Below are 17,205 nucleotides of genomic sequence, written 5' to 3' on the forward strand. Positions count from 1 at the left end.
GTTATGGCAAAAATAGATGTTAAGTGTAGATATTGTAACAACACAGAAGAAGTAATAAAGTCAGGATATTCAATTTCAAAACAACAGAGATATCAATGCAAGCGGTGTAATCGATATTTTCAATTGGAGTATATTAATAATGCATCTAAGCCTGGAGTTAAGGAGCAAATAGTAGAAATGTCAATCAACGGCTCTGGAGTTAGAGATACAGTAAGAGTATTAAAAGCGGGTATCAATACAGTTATCCGTGTTTTAAAAAAATCTAGTATTAAAAACAATAAATCATTCTATCAGTACAACAGAAGTAATTATTGCTCCTGAGATAGATGAACAATGGTCTTATGTACAGAATAAATCCAGACAACGATGGCTTTGGTATGCCTTGGATAAGATTTCGTTAAAAGTAGTTGCTTATACGTTTGGTACAAGATGTGATAGCACATTAGAATCATTACTGAAAAAACTAGAGAATTTCAAGGTGACTTTTTACTATACAGATGGATGGGGGAGTTATGCTAGGTTATTAGACCCTAAAAAGCATATTATCAGTAAAAAATACACTCAACGGATAGAACGAAGTAACTTGAACCTTAGAACGAGATGCAAGAGGCTTGCACGTAAGACAATCTGCTTTTCCAAGTCATTGGATATTCATGATAAGGTTATTGGTACTCTTATTGAACGTATAGCTTTTTAATAGGCGTAACTGCAATATGGAGGCATGACCTTCTTGAGAAAATATATCCTCATCATCGTTAGAATCATTTGATTTCTTAAGGGAGTTTTTAAAATTATTTAAGTCTTTATTTTCAAATATTTCAATAGATTTTAAGGTTTCATTTGGAATTATAACTATAATATTTTTACTTAATTCATCTAAATAATCAGTGGTAACGGAAACTTTCAACACTCCTCCATATTTGCTCTGTTTGCTACTTACCACAAAATCTTTTAAAGATTTACTTTTAAAATAATTTTCAGAAGTAAAGATCATTGTTATAAAAAATAGTACTAACGAGATAGTAGTACCTACGGCAAATCCTGCTAATAGCCCTAAGAATCTGTCAATAAAACCGTTTCTCATAAACGAAATTATAGCAAGAAATTTATAAACTATAAAAACACATAAAATTAAAGAAACAACATAAGATATAACACCGGCTATAATTATTCTTATAACCTCATTATCCATATATTTCCCGATTAGTTCAGAAATATACGGATATAAGAAATATCCTAACATTATAGAAGTAATAAAACCGAGTATTCTAGTTGAAAACCCGATTATACCTTGATATAAGCCGAAAAATGAGAAAAGAGTAATAATAGCAAAAATAGTAATATCAAAAAATGTGATCATTATTGTTAACTTCTATTGAATAATTGGATTTAAATCTTATATACTTTAAGAGGTGATCTATAAAGATATTTTAAAGCTAGTTAGATTCTTTCTTGCTATAAATTGTAAGATTTTTTTGAAATATGAACTACTATTACTACAAAAATCTTATTCATTTTCGCTAAAAAAGCTCTTTAATTATCAATTAAAATATCTTTATAGATCACCTCTAATATTATAATTAAAGTTTTATTTATGGGCGATAAAATTTTTCATAACTTATCCGGTAAAACACTCGTTGCTACACCGCATGTAATTACAAAAGGCATTTACCATAAATCCTTAATTTATATGTTATCACACACGGAAGAAGGAGCAATAGGATTAATATTTAACCGCTTAGTAAATCATATAGATTTAAAATCGTTTTTTAAAATAAAAAATGACGAAATAACAACCCCAGTTATGGTTCCTATATATCTTGGCGGACCCGTAGAACATGAAAAAGGTTTTTTTCTTCATTCTAGCGATTATAATAAAAATTTGTTATTGGATTTCCAGAATGATTTAGCAGTAAGCTCTAATTTAGAAATTTCAGAAGATATAGCTTTCGGTAAAGGACCTAAAAATAGCTTATTCATTGTCGGTTATACCGCATGGAAACCAGGGCAGCTTGAAGAAGAATTAGAAAAAAACCTATGGTTGGTTATGGATTGTAATAAAGAATTTATTTTTGCCGATAATCCTGAAAGTAAATGGCATAATGCATTAAAACATCTAGGCATTGATGAAATACATTTCTCATCACAAATAGGAAATGCTTAGAGATTATCTGTTAGCCATTTTTCGGTAAGCCTAAGCAATAATGCTTTAAAAATTTTCCCTGGCTGCTAATTAAATACACAAAATTAGAATGTTGTAATTCATATTCGTTTGTTTTTACATCAAATATTTTGGATGTATAGAAGACCTTAAATTGATCTGCTAATTGTTCAATATCTTCTACTCCCCGTTAAACCTATAAAATTACCATCTATTTTTTCTAAATATTTTTTTAATACCTCACTTGTATCATGCTCAGGATCTAAAGTAATAAAAACTACTTGTACTAAAATATTCTCTTTCTTCAAAATCTTAATAATATCTTCTACTCTTTTTAGTGCTTGATTGTCATACAAAGAATAGGTAGTACCAAAATAAATCAAACTTAAATGACCTTGCAAATGGGTACTATCAAATTTCTTTCCTTCTTGATCTATAAGAGTGAACTTAATTTTAGGTGAATCGTCCATATTACTAGTTTTTGCACCAATCTTAAGCTTAGACGGAGTTAATGAAGAATAAAATAAACATAAAAATATTATGCCCGTAATCATAGCTAGGGCTATAAAAATTTTTATAATATACATCTGGTTTTTATTATTTCTCATAACCTAAGTAATTATTAATATTTATTTATAATAAAACTTATTCTTATCATATATGCAATAAAAATCATCTTTATACTGTATTAAATATCGTAATATCTAAATTGTGATATTTTTATCATATACATATTTTTAGTTAAAATAAATTAATTAATTTATTAACTAAGTTGAAATTTTTGAGTTAATCTTAAAGTTAAGATTATTAAATAAAAAAACAACTAGAAACGGATTAATCATGTACAATTATATCACTTGTGTAAAACGTTTAAATGATAAATTTAAAAAACAAGAAAATACGGAAATAGTAGACACCACCACCCCCGAAGACCACCCACCCCCAACACTAAATGACAACACCAATGAAACTCAACCGATACAAACACCCCTAAATCAAAATTCGTTTGAAATAACAAATAATATTGAAAACAATAAGGCAGAAAATATGAGGGATACAATGATGTTGAAACAAGAAGAAATAGAAAATTTTATATCCGATATGTTAAAGGATAAAAATTTTATCGACTTAATTAATAAAGATAGTGAGAAATATGAATCTATTATTGATGGGAGTAATAAAGCTATAATTATATTAGGAGCAAGAGAAAGAAGATTTAAATCTTATAGCTAATTTTCTTAAAGACGGTAAATTAATATTAGAAAGTAATGAGTATGGAGATTGGGACTTCTCAAAAAAATCTAACAGAAAGTTCAAATATTTTAGATAGTTTTTATATAAAAAATGAAAAATATTTAACATATAAAAGTTCTTATTTGGATGCTGCTAATTTATCCTCTGAATCTACTATTGATAAATTTTTTCTACAAAAAATTCTAAGCACGACTCCTACTAAATTTATATTAGCAATAAAAAATATTGAAACCAAAAACTCTAACTCTTCCCTTGTCAAAGCCAATCTAGAAAAACTTGTCGGTATATTTGAACAATTTACTAAATTATTGAGATATATTGATATAAATGAAAGTAATTTATCTATAGTAGTGACCGATAGTCCAGCAAGCAATAATAATACTCGTATATCTAAAATTATTGATGACTCTATAAAACTCGGGGTCGTGCCTCCGTATTGCAGTTTAGGAGTAAATAGTCTATAATCCTCAAAACAGTAATAAGAGAGAATTATAGTTAAGGAGTTATGGCAAAAATAGATGTTAAGTGTAGATATTGTAACAACACAGAAGAAGTAATAAAGTCAGGATATTCAATTTCAAAACAACAGAGATATCAATGCAAGCGGTGTAATCGATATTTTCAATTGGAGTATATTAATAATGCATCTAAGCCTGGAGTTAAGGAGCAAATAGTAGAAATGTCAATCAACGGCTCTGGAGTTAGAGATACAGTAAGAGTATTAAAAGCGGGTATCAATACAGTTATCCGTGTTTTAAAAAAATCTAGTATTAAAAACAATAAATCATTCTATCAGTACAACAGAAGTAATTATTGTTCCTGAGATAGATGAACAATGGTCTTATGTACAGAATAAATCCAGACAACGATGGCTTTGGTATGCCTTGGATAAGATTTCGTTAAAAGTAGTTGCTTATACGTTTGGTACAAGATGTGATAGCACATTAGAATCATTACTGAAAAAACTAGAGAATTTCAAGGTGACTTTTTACTATACAGATGGATGGGGGATTATGCTAGGTTATTAGACCCTAAAAAGCATATTATCAGTAAAAAATACACTCAACGGATAGAACGAAGTAACTTGAACCTTAGAACGAGATGCAAGAGGCTTGCACGTAAGACAATCTGCTTTTCCAAGTCATTGGATATTCATGATAAGGTTATTGGTACTCTTATTGAACGTATAGCTTTTTAATAGGCGTAACTGCAATATGGAGGCATGACCAAACTCGGTAATTTTAGCGATGAGCAAAAGATTATTATTAATAAAATAAAAGATTCTATTTATTTATTACCTCAAGCTAGCGAACAAGCAAAAGACTATAAAGATCTATTAAATATTACAGATGATAATTATATCATTCCAGATGAATATAATAAAATAACAATCGACGGTGAAAATTTAACATATATTTTAAATTCTATAAATGTAATTGATAAAGAAATACTAATTAGTATCAATGAGTTTAAAACATATATAGAAAAAAAATGGAAACAAAATATAGAAAGTAATTTAAGTTTTGAAGATATTTCGGCTAAAACAGACAAATTGAAACAATTAATAGATATAGTAAATTGTTATAAACAGTTAGAAAACAATGCCAAAACTATAGGAAGTTTCTTAGAAACCGTTAAAAAATTAAATCAGCTTTTAGAAACACCGAAATCAGAAAATAAATTAGAGAACCTTCTAAATTACCTTAAATATTTATCTGACATCAAATTTTCTGAAAAAGAAAATTTGGTTACAATTAATTCTGCAAAATGGTTTAACGATTTATTTAGTAACCTTGGGGCATATAATATAAAAGAAAAGTTATTAGAATCATTTAAGCATACAATATGCAAAGATAAAGATTCATTCTATAACAAATTAAATGAGACTATTGAAAAATTTTATGAAGATATCAAAAATAACGATGTTTTAGATTTAAAAGCAATCAATAATATATATAACTTAAAAAACTTTTTACAGCATATTAACAATTCTAGCCCTGATATTGAAAATCTAGATAATATTAAATTATTTTTAACAAAGAGCTTTAAGAATTTTAATAATGTATTAGGTATAACTATAAATAATAGCATTAGTAATTTAGAAAAACTAATAGGATCAGTCAGCAAGCAAGAAGCTAAATCTCTTTGGAAGTATATTACCGCCTCTAAATCTATTACAGAAATATCTAGAAATCTTGATGAAGTAATATATGATAAGCTTTTACATAAACCTGTGTTACCGGATCAAGAGCTACCTATTTACAATTTATTAGAAAAATTACTAAAAAGAAACTCATAAATCTATTAATGATTGTTATAAAAACGAAAACTTATATAAACATCAATTAGCAGAAATTTATTGTGGGCAAGCACAAATCTATACAGCTAATGGCTCAACAAAACTATCTAAAGAATCAATAGAATTGTATGAAAACGCTGCTAATCTTGGTTCTGAAGAGGCAAATATAAAACTTGGGAATATTGAATTTAAAAGCGGAAATTATGTAAAAGCTTTAGAATATTTTAAAACTACTACTCATATATCTTATGCAAAAGAAGCTTTTAATAAATTATTACATCTCAAAGAATCAGAACTAAAAAGAAAATACAGCAAAAGAACCCGCAAGATATAGCTAAATTAACATCAGAGATAATTGAATTATATTCAAGCCAAGGTGATTTTTATAACCAATATAATCTAGATATATCAGAAAAAAGTCTGCAAGATTCACTAAAAGTATTTTTTCTTAATACGATAGCTCTCATAGAAGAACAAGGAGGACCTAAACCTTACGGAATATTATATGATTTGTCTAAAGAGTTAGCATCAATGATTTCTTCACCTTGTATTCAGCTTAAATTTATACAACAAGCTGAAAAATACAAAAATTTAGCAGAAAAATTTAAAGAAGAAAAACTAGAAACTGATTATACGAATATTACGACAAGCCGGTCACATGATTCATATTTTAAAGAACCTTTACTTAAATTCAATGATTTAATCCCTAATACTTCATTTAAAACATATTATGATAATAATGAAGATTCTAGCAATATGTTAGGTGCTTGTTATAATTCCTCAGAGTATCCTCAATGAGAAAAATTTAATATCTCTTAATACAATTTTTATAGACAAGTAGAAATGTGGTGCTAGTATAAAAATAGCTATATTTAACGATGAATTAGATTATGACAAATAATCAATTTTCCGATGATACCAAAAAAATCGCCGATCAAATAAAAGATGCATTAATGGGTATTAGTGACGATCTTGTACTTGAGAGTAAAGAGGTGGAGGAAATTTTTGAAGAATTAAGCCAAAATGAAGAGTTTGAGTATGAGATAGAGCGGATACTTGCTATCTTAAACGAACAAACTATGGATTTAAGTCAACTGCAAAGCCGAATTATCTTATTAATCCGTAAGTATTTAGGTAAAACTAAAAACTTAAAGCTTAAAATGCTTAAAATGGATGAGAAGCTCATTAACAAGAACGTTGCCGAAGTCAGTAATTATTTAATGCATCAACGTTCTAAAATCGTTAGAGACGCTAATAAAAACCTTGCAAACCCAAAAGATAAATTACAAGGTATAACCAAACAAGCTAGAATGGACTTAAAGCGTTTAATAAAGAGCTTTGCCGTTTATCAAGTTTATATGTTTATGAATCCAAAAAGAATAGCAGGAGAAACAAAGCTAATGAACTTCGCCTATAATATGATCAGAGGGGGAATGAAACTCGCTAAAAAATACGAAGGCGGCAAGGAAAAAGACATTAAATCATATTCACCCAGACTTATTAAAAAACTTGAAAAAGCTCATGCTGGCTTTAAAAAAAGTGGCGGTATATCAATTTAACTATTGTATCTTTTTATAAAGAGCTTATATTAAACTAACATTAACATTATGATAAGTATCAAGCTTTCAACTTAAATTATTCATGTAAACTTAATATTTCGGAACTAATAACTTGGGTACATCTTGGCTGCAGTACTCAAGAAAAACACCACGCTCAACCTGTAAAAATTAACATACAACTCTTTCTATCAACTCCCCCGCCTGCTACTGTAACGGATAATATAAACGATACTGTTTGTTATGCAGAAATCGTACGACTAGTACAAAAACTTTCTCAAGAAAATCACTTTAATCTTATCGAGTATTTAGCCGCACAAATATATGATATTATTTATCAAAATTTTATCGAATCTAAATTAGAAAAGATTTTTCTAAACGTAACCGTTACTAAATTAAAATCACCGGTTTCAGGAATGCATGGCGGAGTTTCTTTTTCTTATTCAGGAGAAGATATACAAAGTTTAATTTGAAAAAGAGCAAGGAATCAACAAGACGAGGAACGGAGCGTATAATAATACGTGAGGACCGGAGGACTTACAAAGCGACGAAGCCAATTTTGGGGGATTCAGCGAGTATACTATGATTTATATTTCTATAGGCAGTAATTTAGGTAATAGACTTTTAAATATTAAAAAAGCTCTAAATTTACTAAAAAGCTGTGGTTTTATATTGCTTAAGCAATCTATTATTTTTGAAACACAAGTTATTCTACCACCTAATGCCGATAAAGCTTGGAATAAGTCATATTTAAATATGGTGGTGCAGGGTAAAAGTACTTTAACGCCCAGTAAACTTCTAATTGAGCTTAAAAAGATTGAAAAACAACTAGGTCGAGCAAGTTCTTACGATAAATGGTCTCCAAGAGTTATTGACTTAGATATCCTACTTTGGAGTAATTGCCATATAGATTTGCCTGATTTAAAAATACCGCATCCTGAATTATTAAACAGACCGTTTCTTATTCATCTAATTGCAGGTTTAAGTTTGGAATGTCGTTATACATGTCCGACTAATAATTTTTACAACAATAAAACCTTTGCAGAAATAGCACATTTAATTGAGAATCAAGGAGTTATACGCTCTCTTGTTTTAAATCCTCAATTTGTCGGTATTTTAAATATTACTCCTGATTCTTTTTCTGATGGAGGATTAAATTTTCATAAAGAAGATGCCGTTAGAAATTTTGTACGCTTGATAAATGAAGGGGCTACAATAATTGAGCTTGGATCACAATCAACACGTCCTTCTGCTTTAATTATTACTGAAGACGAAGAATATGCAAGGCTTGGGAATGTTCTTGAAGAGCTTAGGGAAGTTATAAAGGAAAAAGAAGTTATAGTCAGTATTGATAGTTTTACTCCTGAAGTAATTAAAAATGTTTTAAAAATACCCTATTTCCTGTATAAATTTGGTTAAAAATAATCTAGATAATTATACATTACGATTAATTGCCGATTATAATTGTAAAATTATTACTATGCACTCATTAACCGTTCCACCGCAAAAACAAAAATGTCTTGATTTCGATAACTATCCGCTTGCTAGCTTAAATATATGGGCAGAGCAAGAAATAACAAGATTAGAAAAATGTGGATTTGATAGAAAAAATATTATTCTTGATCCTGGAATTGGTTTTGGAAAATCCGTTTATCAAAATTTATATATATTACAACATATTAAAAAATTTAAAAATCTAGGATGTGAGATATTGGTAGGACACTCACGAAAATCTTATATTTCTGCTTTTTATAATTCCAAAGCATCAGAAAGAGATTTAGAAACAATAGCAATATCAAAATATTTAACAGAGCATGGAGCTGATTATTTACGAGTGCATAATGTTGTAGAGCATCAAAGATTTTTTGTAGCAAACCATATGATTAAATATTCATCTCATGAAAAATAGAAAAATCATTGGTATAATGGCATGTGACCCACAAGGGGTGATAGGTAATAAAGGTCAGATGCCTTGGTCTTATACTAAGGAGTTTGAATATTTTTATCAGACGGTAAAAAATAATATTATAGTCATGGGACGAAAAACCTTTGACTCTATACCTGCAAAGATTTTAAAAAATTGTATTTGTATTGTTTTTTCAAGAAATACACCATTACAATCTTATAATAATATATTTTTTATTAAATCTTTAGATGATTTTTGGCGGGTAATAAAACCTTTTACTGATAAGAAAATTTTTATGGTTGGAGGGGCAGAAATAGCGACTCTTTTCCTAGAGCAAAATCTTATTGATGAATTTTTACTTACAAAAATAAATAAAAATTATGATGGATATGCTTTTTTCCCTATTGATTTTCTAGCAGGATGGCATTCGATAATAATAGACAAGACAAATGATTATCAAATTTACAAATTCATTAAATAAAGAGGTAAGATGAAATTTTTAGAACAGCTTAATATAGATCTTGAACAATATAACCTTTTAAATCATCCATTTTATCAATTATGGAATATGGGGAAACTTACTCATTATACTTTACAAATTTACGCAAAAGAATATTATCATCACGTTACAGCTTTCCCACGTTATATAAGTGCAATACATTCCAAATGTAGTGATATACAAGCTAGGCAAATATTACTTGGTAATCTTATAGAAGAAGAGCAAGGTGAAGAAAATCACCCGGAACTATGGAAACGTTTTGCTGAAGGGCTTGGATGTTTAAGAAGCCAGCTCACTTCAGAACCTAAATTAAACTCAACTCAAAAACTTGTTCAAGGTTATTTTAAATTAACAGAGCAATCTTTTTCTATAGGTCTTGGAGCGCTTTATGCTTATGAGCGTCAAACTCCTGAAGTATCTGACTCTAAAATTCAAGGATTACAAAAATTTTATGGAATTTCAGATTACAGAACTTTACAATTTTTCATTGTTCATAGTAAAGTTGATCAATGGCATACACAAGAATGTGCAAATTTGATTAATAATTTAAGCTCAAAAGAACAAAAATTAGTATATCAAGGAGCGATAAAAGGTGCAAAACTACTATGGCAATTTCTAGACGGTATATATACTCGGTGAATTTCAAAAATTGACTACGTCGTTCTACAAGATCTGCGGTACTCACGTATTAAGTAACGGCTTCCGTTCCTCGCCTTGTGAACTCCTTGCTCTTTTTGAAATTGACCTTCGTATACCAACTCTTCATTTACTCGAAGTATAAATACAACGCATCATTAACTATTATTCTCTTTCATAAAATGAAAAATATCTTCCTACATTCCTTAAGCCTTGAAAATTATCGTAATTTTAAAAATCTTGAATTAAAAACAGATAATACCCCCATAATTTTAATAGGTGAAAACGGTAGCGGTAAAACTAATATTTTAGAAGCTATATCGTTGTTTTATCCAGGTAGAGGACTTCGGTCAGCTAAACTTGCCGATATATGCAAAGCTTCAGAAGATCAGTGTCTAGTTAAAGCTCTATTGCAAAGCAAATTAGGGCTTGCAGAATTTACCACACAATTTAAACGTAGCTCTAATAGAAGAATAACCGAGTATAACGAAAGTAAAATAGCCAATAATGAGTTAAGTAAATTTACCAGCATGGTATGGCTGACTCCGCAAATGGAAGGAATCTTTACAAGCGGTAGTAGTGATAGAAGAAAATTTCTTGATAGAATAGTTTATAATTTTGATTCAAAGCATGCAGAATTAGTGAGTAAATATGAATATTACATGTATGAGAGAAATAAAATTCTAGCAGAAGATATAAGAGATGATAATTGGCTGAAAATCATAGAAGAAAAAATGGCTGATATGTCTAGTCATATTGCTAATAATCGCTTAAAAACCTTAGAATTTATGCAGCAAGCAATAGATGAACTTGAAAATGAGTTTCCAAAAGCCGATTTATCGATTGACGGCATTGTTGAACAAAAAATATTAGACGGCGAAGAAAATATTGTTAATTTTATTACTGCAGAACTTTATCAAACAAGAAGCAAAGATAAACTACTTGGTCGTACTAGCTTTGGAGTTCATAAAAGCGACTTTTTAGTAAAGCATCAAAAGAAAAATATCTTAGCAAAATTTTGTTCTACAGGTGAGCAGAAAGCTATATTAATTGCGATAATCCTTGCTGAAATGAATTATGCTATAAAGCTAACTAAAATAGCACCGATTTTACTTTTAGACGAAGTCTTTGTGCATTTAGACGACAAAAGACGAGGGTATTTAATCGAATTTTTTACCGGTTTAAACATGCAGCTATGGGTTACCGCTACCGATTTAGAGGGAATAGGAAATTTTGCAAGTAAAGCACAATTGTTTAAGTTATAATTATTTAGCTTGGATTATTTTTAAATAACCTAAATTGGCATATTCTATAATTCTTTGATCAAAAGTAAATAAACACGCATTAGTAGTTCTAGTAGCTGCTATAATAAATCTATCTGCCGGGTCTTTATGTTCATAATGAGGTAAGAGGCAGCTTTGTATTAAAATTGAAACCGACAGGTCAATTAAATTTAAGCCAGGTATAGATAGTAACTTATCAATCCAATCATTTAACTCAATTGAAAATGCTATTTTACCTTTATTTTCAAGCATTACTATTTCCCATATAGATATAGCAGATATATATAGCTTATTTTGCTCTCTTATTTTATCTATTAAATTGATTTGTGCTTCAGATAATCTAATTCCTTCTACATACCAAATTAATATATGAGTATCTAAAATCAACCCATCTTGGTTACTAGCTTCAATATCAGTCATTATTTACTTCCCAGTCAGATTCACAAGAAAAATTTACTATATCATCATTAATTTTAACAGTACCTCTTAAACAACCAAAATAACTTTTTTTATTTTCTTTGGTATAAGTATCTAGAGGCACTACCTTAGCAACCGGCAATTTTCTTTTTGTAATAATAAAAGAATTATGTTTACTTTTAACTTGATCAACTAGATTTAAGAAATGCTTTTTAAACTCAGTAGCAGATATTTGAACATTACTATTTTTCATAATATAAATACAATTAATATTTATCTTAATACTATATGACTACTAAATATAGGTTATATAGTACTTAGAGTATAGTCATAAAATATAAAAACAGCAAACTAAATTTAAAAGTTTTTGTATGTAAAATCTATTGCTTAATCTTTTAAAACTCCTTAGAATTATTTTTTTATTTAAGAAAAATATATGACAAAACAAGCTAATAAAATATCCTACGATGAAGTACCTTACTCTCCATTTACTTTCAGTTATACCTCCCCACCGTATTTAAGAACTATCGGTAAGCTATTTGGACTAAACCCTCCGCCTCTTGAAACTGCTAAAGTACTTGATATCGGTTGTGGAGTTGGTGTTAATCTGCTTAACTTTGCTGAAACATATCCTAAATCACAATCTCTAGGTGTTGACTTATCCAAAACACAAATAGAATTAGGTAAAAAAATTATCAGTGATTTGAAAATAAAAAATGCAGAGCTAAAGGCATTATCTATATTGGACCTTGATGAGTCATACGGTAAGTTTGATTATATAGTTTGTCACGGCGTATATTCGTGGGTGCCTAAAGAAGTACAAGATAAAATACTTGAAGTCTGTAATAAACTGCTAAATCCAAACGGTATCGCTTTCGTAAGCTATAATACGCTGCCTGGCTGGAATATGCAGAGAACAATACGCGAAATGATGATGTTCCATTCAGAGCTATTTAATACTAGCCACGATAAATTACAGCAAGCTAGATTACTTTTAAAGTTTATCAATGACTCATTAGAAAGTTCTACAACTCCTTATTCTAATTTCCTACGAGATGAAACAAAATTATTATCCGCATATACGGACTCGTATGTATTACATGAATATTTAGGCGAAATTAATACAGGTACATATTTTCACCAATTCATAGAAAAAGCTCAAAACAATAATCTAAATTACTTAGGTGATACGTCGCTTACTGCAATGTTTATCGGTAATTTACCGGCTAAAGCAGCAGAACAACTACAAGCTGTTAACGATATTGTTCGTACAGAGCAATATATGGATTTTATCACTAATAGAAAATTCCGCTCGACATTATTATGTCATCAAAACATACCTATAAACAGAAAAATTGAATTTAATAATTTAAAAGGGTTTTATACTAGCCTTAATATTAGACCGGTAACTCTAGAAAAAGATGTTGATTTAACTAACGAACAGGAAAATATTAGCTTCTATTACGAAAATTTACCTGATCCTTTTATTTCAACCACTTCACCGATTATGAAAGCTATTTTATATGTATATGCTGAAAATATTAGCAATCCGATAAGCTTAGAACAAGTAGCAAAAGAAGCTTTTAAAAAGCTTGGTAAATATCAATTACAAGATTTCTTAGCAGCATTAGAACAGCATTTTATCACATTCATTTTTCAAGGTTATCTAAAAATATTTGAGACCAAACCGCATGCTATAGCAACTATCACCGAAAAACCCAAAACTAGCGAATTTGCAAGATACCAAGCAAAACAAGCACATTTTAATAATGTAACTAGCGTGTTTAGCGTCACTAATAGACTTAACGATATGGTAGGTATACCGATACATGAAAAATATATTTTAGAAATGTTAGATGGTACGCATAATATTGATGATATTAAGAAAGGCGTTCTTGAAAAAATTAATTCAAAACTTTTAACTGCTCGTGACGATAAAGGACAGGAAGTAACTGATCCCAAATTGTTAAAAGAATTTGTTGACTATGTAGTTACTGCATCCCTTGAGAAATTTCGGGTGAACTATCTGTTAGTAGGGTAATTAAAATGTTCGTGGTCAAGTCTGCTTTGTTGCATTATGTTATTCCCGCATGGCATTGCCCGCGTGTGGACCGGTAATGCTCTTTATGTCATTCCTGCGAAAGCAGGAATCCAAAAAAAAGCATACATATAACAAATTTTTGAAATTAAAAGCTGAGGTTATCTCGCTTTATGATGGATTCCTGCTTTCGCAGGAATGACACCGAGCGTGTTTTTCAAGCCATGCAACAAGACCGCAGCCATGGCTGCGTGGCAATCTCATCAAATATCCTGAGATTGCGAACGTACAATTTACTATTGTAAATTTCCTCGCAATGACGATTTGGTATTTAGGCTACTAATTTTTCACGTAATACTTCAACTAACTTATTAATTGCTTCAGTTGGGTGGATGTTTTCAAGGATAGCAAGCTCGCCTGCGAGTCTATTTAAAGCTGATTCGTAGAGTGTTCTTTCACTGTAAGAACGATCATTATCAACATTTTTATGTAAGTCCCGTAATACTTCGGCTATGGCTACAATATTACCTGAGTTAATTTTGCCTTCATATTCTTGGGCTCTTCTACTCCACATTCTATTTCCTTGTTTTGGTTTACCTTGAAGAGTTGAATATATGACATCTAAATCTTTTCTGCTTGCAACCGCTCTAAGACCAACAACCGCAGCTCTACTAACAGGCACTTTTAATGTCATTTTATCTTGCGAAAAGGAAATTACATATACTTTAATTTCAGTACCTGCAATAGTATGATATTCAATATTTGTTATTTCACCAACTCCATGTGCAGGATAGACAATTCTCTGCCCTATTTTAAACTCGGATTTTTGTTCGGTTTTATTTTCGGATTGTGTTGTATTTGCCATTATTAATTCCTCCGTAGTGGTTTTAGTGCCTAAGAACTTAATGTTAGACTATTATTTTCTATAGCATAGCACATTTTGCTTCTATTATAAAGTAGATATTTTTATTGAAATAAAATTGATACGCTTTTATTGTAGAGAAAGTTAATAGTTAAGGGAAAGTTATGCGAAGTATTTTTATCGTACCGATATTTTTATTATTTTTGAGTAGTTGTTCAGAAGAAAAAACACAAAATAAGAATCAAGAAGAGAAACAAATAATAGAGCAGGAAACTCTGCAAAACAACAACACTTCTCAAGAAATAAATCAAGAAACAGTAAATTCTGAAAACACGGCTGAATCAATAGTTCCTGATAACGATAATAATCAGACTGATGAAGTATCAACGCCGACTTCACAAGAACAAAAAAATCCTGAAATAAAACCTGTTAAAGTTACTTTTAAAGTTGATGATAATGATATGGTTCTCGGTAACAAAAAATCAAATGTTATAGTAGTCGAGTATTTTTCTCCTACCTGTCCGCATTGTGCTTATTATCATCAAACAATTTTTCCGGAACTTAAGAAAAAATATATCGATACTAATAAAATTGCATATGTGGTTCGTGAATTTATTGCTACAAAACAAGATTTAGACGCTGCAATTTTAGCCCGCTGCAAAGGTGATATAAATAGTTTTGTACAGTTTCATAATATCATATTACAACAACAAGATAAATGGGCATATAGCAATAAATACAGAGAATTATTAACTGATATAGGTCAGCTTGGCGGTGTTCCTCCGGAAGAATATAAGCAATGTTTAAATAGTGATAAAATTACTGAAACGCTAATTGCTAATACTAATTTTGTAGCAAAAGCACCAAAATTTATAGGTACTCCTTCTTTCTTCGTTAACGGAGTACAAACCGGAAATTATAGTATAGATAGTATTTCTACGGCAGTCGATAAAGCTTTAGAGGAGCAGAGAGAAAAAGCAAAAAATGAGATGAGTTTGTAATTTTGACAGTAGATCGTCATTGCGAGAAGACGTGGCTCAATTTCACCTCTGTCATCCCGTGGCTTAACCACGGGATGACAGAGGTGAAATTGAGCCACGTCTTCTCGCAATGACGGAGATAAACTAATGAATACGGAAAAACTAAAAGATATCAAAGCGAGAATTAAAGATTTAAAAACTCCTAAGATTTCTAATTCTAAGATTCAGCAAGAGATTAGCCCGTTCACTATCGCTGTAGATTTAGTTTCAGGTACAATGGTAGGTGTCGTAATTGGAATATTTACGGATAAGTTTTTTAATTCTAAACCTTTATTTCTTATTATATTTACAATAATAGGAATGATTGCCGGCTTTAACATTATAAGGCAAAAAGTGAATAATAAAAAGTAAGGAAATGACTCATAGCCCTTTAGCACAATTTGATATCAAAAAATTGATAGACATCAAAATGTTCGGTTTTGACGTCAGCTTTACTAATTCGAGTATCTATATGTTACTTGCCGGCATCTTAGCCTTAACTTATTTTTACTTAGCTTTTTATAACCGGAAATTAGTACCTTCTAGATTACAAGTAAGTGCTGAAATAGTTTATAATCTTGTAGCTGATATGTTAAATCAGAATATAGGAGTAAAAGGACGCAAATTTATTCCGTTAGTTTTTAGTTTGTTTATTTTTATTTTATTCTGTAATTTGCTTGGTATGACGCCTTATAGCTTTACTGCTACTAGTCATATTATCGTTACTTTTACCTTAGCAATTCTAGTATTTTTAACGGTCGCTATAGTCGGTTTCGTAAAACACGGCTTACGTTTTTTAACTCTTTTTTTACCACACGGTACTCCTTTATGGTTAGCACCATTGATGATAGTAATTGAACTGTTTACATATTTAGCAAGACCGGTTAGTTTATCATTGCGACTCGCCGCTAATATGATGGCGGGACATGTTTTATTAAAAGTAATAGCCGGTTTTACCGTCTCGTTAATGATTTACTTGAAATTTCTGCCAATCCCTCTTATGGTGATACTAATTGGGTTTGAAATTTTTGTTGCAATACTTCAAGCTTATATTTTTACTATTTTATCTTGTATGTATCTTAATGATGCTATTAATTTACACTGATGCGAATAGCGGATTATTACATAATTCGCTATTCGGTTAGTAATAATTTATATACCTTGAGTAAATGAAGAGTTGGTATACGAAGCTCAATTTGAAAAAGAGCGAGGCGTTTTGAAGCTTTTAACCGCAGCGTACATACTAGTACGTGAGGATTAAAAGCAAAAAATAAA

General features: G+C 30.0%; 20 protein-coding genes and 4 pseudogenes. 19 read left to right on the forward strand and 5 right to left on the reverse strand.

Annotated features, from left to right (window positions below; genetic code table 11):
* Positions 1-3 precede the first annotated feature (3 nt).
* Positions 4-697 (forward strand): annotated as a pseudogene (locus ACNFN7_RS05770) (IS1 family transposase).
* Here the strand turns inward: ACNFN7_RS05770 and ACNFN7_RS05775 are convergent.
* Positions 641-1,360, reverse strand: a complete 720-nt coding sequence (locus ACNFN7_RS05775) for a CvpA family protein (protein ID WP_485441195.1) — start codon at positions 1,358-1,360, stop codon at positions 641-643. The pseudogene ACNFN7_RS05770 and the gene ACNFN7_RS05775 sit on opposite strands and share 57 nt — an antisense overlap.
* Positions 1,361-1,594: 234 nt before the next feature.
* On the opposite strand from ACNFN7_RS05775, the gene ACNFN7_RS05780 reads away from it, so the two are divergent.
* Positions 1,595-2,164 (forward strand): YqgE/AlgH family protein, encoded by a 570-nt coding sequence (locus ACNFN7_RS05780; protein WP_202069560.1) that lies wholly within the window; start codon positions 1,595-1,597, stop codon positions 2,162-2,164.
* A gap of 10 nt (positions 2,165-2,174) precedes the next feature.
* Here ACNFN7_RS05780 and ACNFN7_RS05785 read toward each other — a convergent pair.
* Positions 2,175-2,769, reverse strand: a pseudogene (locus ACNFN7_RS05785) (SCO family protein).
* 232 nt (positions 2,770-3,001) lie between these two features.
* Between ACNFN7_RS05785 and ACNFN7_RS05790 the strand changes: the two are divergent.
* From ACNFN7_RS05790 to recF, 13 genes and pseudogenes are all read left to right on the forward strand, one after another.
* Positions 3,002-3,394, forward strand: a complete 393-nt coding sequence (locus ACNFN7_RS05790) for a hypothetical protein (protein ID WP_485441196.1) — start codon at positions 3,002-3,004, stop codon at positions 3,392-3,394.
* A gap of 41 nt (positions 3,395-3,435) precedes the next feature.
* Positions 3,436-3,879, forward strand: coding sequence for a hypothetical protein (locus ACNFN7_RS05795; RefSeq protein WP_485441197.1), 444 nt, complete (start codon positions 3,436-3,438; stop codon positions 3,877-3,879).
* A 41-nt stretch (positions 3,880-3,920) separates the two neighbouring features.
* Positions 3,921-4,613 (forward strand): annotated as a pseudogene (locus ACNFN7_RS05800) (IS1 family transposase).
* A gap of 354 nt (positions 4,614-4,967) precedes the next feature.
* Positions 4,968-5,207: pseudogene (locus ACNFN7_RS05805) on the forward strand (hypothetical protein); the annotation flags it as partial.
* 631 nt (positions 5,208-5,838) lie between these two features.
* On the forward strand, positions 5,839-6,048 hold the full coding sequence (locus ACNFN7_RS05810; protein ID WP_485441198.1) for a hypothetical protein: 210 nt from the start codon (positions 5,839-5,841) through the stop codon (positions 6,046-6,048).
* Between the two features lie 197 nt (positions 6,049-6,245).
* Positions 6,246-6,512 carry a hypothetical protein gene (locus ACNFN7_RS05815; protein ID WP_485441199.1) on the forward strand — a complete coding sequence of 89 codons (267 nt, stop codon included), beginning with the start codon at positions 6,246-6,248 and terminating at the stop codon, positions 6,510-6,512.
* Positions 6,513-6,604: 92 nt separating this feature from the next.
* On the forward strand, positions 6,605-7,273 hold the full coding sequence (locus tag ACNFN7_RS05820) for a DUF5394 family protein (protein ID WP_485441200.1): 669 nt from the start codon (positions 6,605-6,607) through the stop codon (positions 7,271-7,273).
* 107 nt (positions 7,274-7,380) lie between these two features.
* On the forward strand, positions 7,381-7,743 hold the full coding sequence (locus tag ACNFN7_RS05825; protein WP_485441252.1) for a dihydroneopterin aldolase: 363 nt from the start codon (positions 7,381-7,383) through the stop codon (positions 7,741-7,743).
* A 109-nt stretch (positions 7,744-7,852) separates the two neighbouring features.
* Entirely contained in the window at positions 7,853-8,689 is an 837-nt protein-coding gene (gene folK / locus ACNFN7_RS05830; protein ID WP_485441201.1) for a 2-amino-4-hydroxy-6-hydroxymethyldihydropteridine diphosphokinase, read from the forward strand.
* Positions 8,682-9,179, forward strand: a complete 498-nt coding sequence (locus tag ACNFN7_RS05835) for a dihydropteroate synthase (RefSeq protein ID WP_485441202.1) — start codon at positions 8,682-8,684, stop codon at positions 9,177-9,179. The genes folK and ACNFN7_RS05835 overlap by 8 nt, the downstream gene beginning before the upstream one ends.
* The gene (locus ACNFN7_RS05840; RefSeq protein ID WP_485441203.1) at positions 9,169-9,657 is read left to right on the forward strand and encodes a dihydrofolate reductase; all 489 of its coding nucleotides are present in this window, start codon (positions 9,169-9,171) and stop codon (positions 9,655-9,657) included. The genes ACNFN7_RS05835 and ACNFN7_RS05840 overlap by 11 nt, the downstream gene beginning before the upstream one ends.
* A 9-nt stretch (positions 9,658-9,666) precedes the next feature.
* The gene (locus tag ACNFN7_RS05845; protein ID WP_485441204.1) at positions 9,667-10,314 is read left to right on the forward strand and encodes a CADD family putative folate metabolism protein; all 648 of its coding nucleotides are present in this window, start codon (positions 9,667-9,669) and stop codon (positions 10,312-10,314) included.
* Between the two features lie 179 nt (positions 10,315-10,493).
* On the forward strand, positions 10,494-11,576 hold the full coding sequence (gene recF / locus ACNFN7_RS05850) for a DNA replication/repair protein RecF (protein ID WP_485441205.1): 1,083 nt from the start codon (positions 10,494-10,496) through the stop codon (positions 11,574-11,576).
* Here recF and ACNFN7_RS05855 read toward each other — a convergent pair whose 3' ends face one another.
* Positions 11,577-12,014: a type II toxin-antitoxin system VapC family toxin gene (locus ACNFN7_RS05855; protein ID WP_485441206.1), complete on the reverse strand. Its 438-nt coding sequence runs from the start codon at positions 12,012-12,014 to the stop codon at positions 11,577-11,579. It abuts the gene before it with no gap.
* The gene (locus ACNFN7_RS05860) at positions 12,007-12,264 is read right to left on the reverse strand and encodes a type II toxin-antitoxin system Phd/YefM family antitoxin (protein WP_410526718.1); all 258 of its coding nucleotides are present in this window, start codon (positions 12,262-12,264) and stop codon (positions 12,007-12,009) included. Before ACNFN7_RS05860 ends, ACNFN7_RS05855 begins: the two co-directional genes overlap by 8 nt.
* A 183-nt stretch (positions 12,265-12,447) precedes the next feature.
* Between ACNFN7_RS05860 and ACNFN7_RS05865 the strand changes: the two genes are divergently transcribed.
* On the forward strand, positions 12,448-14,052 hold the full coding sequence (locus ACNFN7_RS05865; RefSeq protein ID WP_485441207.1) for a class I SAM-dependent methyltransferase: 1,605 nt from the start codon (positions 12,448-12,450) through the stop codon (positions 14,050-14,052).
* Between the two features lie 328 nt (positions 14,053-14,380).
* Here ACNFN7_RS05865 and ACNFN7_RS05870 read toward each other — a convergent pair whose 3' ends face one another.
* A complete protein-coding gene (locus ACNFN7_RS05870) occupies positions 14,381-14,914 on the reverse strand; it encodes a CarD family transcriptional regulator (RefSeq protein WP_011270389.1) in 534 nt (177 codons plus the stop codon).
* 161 nt (positions 14,915-15,075) lie between these two features.
* Between ACNFN7_RS05870 and ACNFN7_RS05875 the strand changes: the two genes are divergently transcribed.
* The 3 genes from ACNFN7_RS05875 to ACNFN7_RS05885 all read left to right on the forward strand — a co-directional run bounded on the left by ACNFN7_RS05875 (position 15,076) and on the right by ACNFN7_RS05885 (position 17,035).
* On the forward strand, positions 15,076-15,912 hold the full coding sequence (locus tag ACNFN7_RS05875; RefSeq protein ID WP_485441208.1) for a DsbA family protein: 837 nt from the start codon (positions 15,076-15,078) through the stop codon (positions 15,910-15,912).
* Between the two features lie 126 nt (positions 15,913-16,038).
* Entirely contained in the window at positions 16,039-16,302 is a 264-nt protein-coding gene (locus ACNFN7_RS05880) for an AtpZ/AtpI family protein (protein WP_485441209.1), read from the forward strand.
* 4 nt (positions 16,303-16,306) lie between these two features.
* Complete coding sequence (locus tag ACNFN7_RS05885) at positions 16,307-17,035, forward strand: F0F1 ATP synthase subunit A (protein WP_485441210.1); 729 nt, start codon at positions 16,307-16,309, stop codon at positions 17,033-17,035.
* Positions 17,036-17,205: the final 170 nt, after the last annotated feature.

It is taken from the genome of Rickettsia sp. MAE-05 (assembly GCF_057319745.1).